General features: G+C 41.7%; 4 protein-coding genes. 1 reads left to right on the forward strand and 3 read right to left on the reverse strand.

The genetic code is table 11. From position 1 onward, the window contains the following. Positions 1-1,142, reverse strand: a 1,142-nt coding sequence (locus UC75_RS14105) for a TIGR03862 family flavoprotein (protein WP_049837954.1), incomplete at its 3' end; no start/stop codon positions are given. Continuing rightward, a complete protein-coding gene (locus UC75_RS14110) occupies positions 1,132-1,770 on the reverse strand; it encodes an SAM-dependent methyltransferase (protein ID WP_128825283.1) in 639 nt (212 codons plus the stop codon). The genes UC75_RS14105 and UC75_RS14110, both read right to left, overlap by 11 nt. Before the next feature lie 87 nt (positions 1,771-1,857). On the opposite strand from UC75_RS14110, the gene UC75_RS14115 reads away from it, so the two are divergent. Beyond that, the gene (locus UC75_RS14115; protein WP_049837956.1) at positions 1,858-2,052 is read left to right on the forward strand and encodes a DNA gyrase inhibitor YacG; all 195 of its coding nucleotides are present in this window, start codon (positions 1,858-1,860) and stop codon (positions 2,050-2,052) included. Here the strand turns inward: UC75_RS14115 and UC75_RS21805 are convergent. Continuing rightward, a partial coding sequence (locus UC75_RS21805) for an MBL fold metallo-hydrolase (protein ID WP_228137385.1) occupies positions 2,049-2,348 on the reverse strand: 300 nt, incomplete at its 5' end. The genes UC75_RS14115 and UC75_RS21805 overlap by 4 nt on opposite strands.

The following is a 2,348-nucleotide window of genomic DNA, read 5'->3' on the forward strand; positions in this document are numbered from 1 at the left end:
AGTAAATATCCACCCGTAGGAGCATCCCAATCCAGCATTTCGCCACAGCAAAACACACCTGAGATTTGTTTAAGGCTCAAATTCTCAGTTAATGCTTTTTGCTTAATACCACCAGCACAACTAATCGCCTCTTCAATAGGCCTAAAGCCATCTAACTTGATTTGAAGTGCTTTAATTTGCTGAGCCATAGTCTCTGGTTGGCTCCATAACGCTTTATCAACGACTTCTCTAATTAAGTTAATTTTAGCTGTGTCTAAGCCTGCTTTACGCCAGATATTAGTGAGCGATTGTTTTTTACCAACCTGCAATTTTTTAATTAACTGTGACAACTCTACATCAGGCAATAAATCTAAAAATAGATTTAAGCTTTTCCCTTGTTTTTGCTGTTCTCGTAAAGCTCGTCCAAGTTTATAAATGACACCACTTTCTAAACCATAGTGAGTAATCACAATATCGCCATGAGTAACTTGGCTAGGTTCAACCCACGCATTGATACGCTTTAAAGGTTCACCAAAACAGCTTTCCATAAAAGCTGACCAAGCGTGCAATACCCCTGCATTACTTGGCTGGAAAGGCTCAATATCAGATTGATCCACCCATTGCTGCCATGCACCATCACTACCTAATTGTGACCACGACACCGCACCACAAGCCAACACGACTGCATCATATTGCTGGGTAAAAGTTTCAGTGCTTTGATTATTTTGGTTTTCTAAAGTCACCGTTGTACCTTGCAAATCAATACAACGATGCCGATAAAAGAATTTAACTTGTTGCTCTGCCAAGCGTTTTAGCCAAGCACGCAGTAAAGGAGCTGCTTTCATCTCGACAGGGAAAATGCGACCTGAGGTGCCCACATAAGATTCAATTCCCAGGCTTTTCATCCAGTTCTGAATCCAGACTGCATCCCATTTTTCAACCCACGGTTTGAGCCATTCTGCATGATCATAACGGTCAATGAACTGGGCTAATGGTTCGGCATGCGAAATATTTAAACCCGTTTTACCTGCCATCAAAAACTTGCGTGCCGCTGAAGGTTTTTGTTCATAAACATCAATATCATAAGCGTATTGGCTTAGTACCTCAGCAGCCATAAGACCTGCTGGGCCTGCTCCAATAATGGCAACCCGCTTATTCGCCATGTGTTTGCCCTTGCAATGGCGCGAACTCATCAAATCGAGTTTGATAACCTTCAGGCTTGGTCATAATGAGCTGCTGGCAAAGCTCACCGCGCTCTAAATACTTAATTTCAAAATGAGTACGTGCAGATGTTTGAGCAATTTTTTCTTTTTTGTAAGGCAGCTTCCATACATTTAATAATTGCTGCTCTGCCTCTTCAATATATTCAGGAATATTACTTGCGAGAGTAATGGTTCCACCTGTTTGCAGACGCGAGATTAAAAACTCAAAAAATGGCATGTTTAACCAGCGCTGTGCTGGATTATGTGGTTCTGGATTTGGGTAGAGAATAAAGAAATGTTCAACCTGAGCTGAATGCAAAGCATGCACTACCCAAGGTAAAGCATCTGCATGTACAGGCACCAAGTTATCTCTTGGTTCCAAACCATGCTGCTTTTGCATTGCCAAGAATTTTTCTCGGGTTCGTTCAATTGCATACAACGTGTGCTGTGGCTGTTGCCCACTAAAAAGCAAAGCATGTTTGCCCTTGCCCGCTCCAATTTCTACACAAATCGGGGTATTTTCAATTGGAGTAAAATCGCGAGGCGCTTGCATACGTTGTGCTTGAAATTGACGAATCGGCATAATCACATCAAACTAAATAAAAATCGGCATAAGTCTAACAAGTCACCTGACTTTTGCCTAATCTATTTCTCTTCACTTTGAGGATATCGCTTTATGTCACGTACATTTCCCTGCCCACGTTGTGGTGAACCAAGTGTTTGGGAAGGCAATGAATTTCGTCCATTTTGTTCTGAACGTTGTAAATTAATTGATTTAGGCGCTTGGGCAAATGATGAATATAGACTGCCTACCCAAGATGCTCCTCAGCAAAACAAGGGTAGTCAAAATGAAGATGATTATGAAGATTAACCTGCTTTACCCGCGACAAACGGGTTAAATTGCTTTTCATAGCCAATGGTACTCATTGGACCATGTCCAGAAATAAACTGAGTATCATCTGGCAAACTAAAACACTCACGTTTAATCGATTCAATCAACTGCTCATGGTTACCACGTGGGAAGTCTGTTCGCCCAATCGAACCTTTAAACAGAACATCGCCAGTCCAAAGTAAGCCATGGTTTTTATTATAGAAAACTACATGTCCTGGCGTATGTCCCGGTGCAAAGCGTACCTCAAACTCATCTTCACCCAGTTTTAGTACTTC

Origin of the sequence: Acinetobacter sp. V2, from assembly GCF_001188385.1 — a bacterium.
GTDB classification, from domain to species: Bacteria; Pseudomonadota; Gammaproteobacteria; order Pseudomonadales; family Moraxellaceae; genus Acinetobacter; species Acinetobacter oleivorans.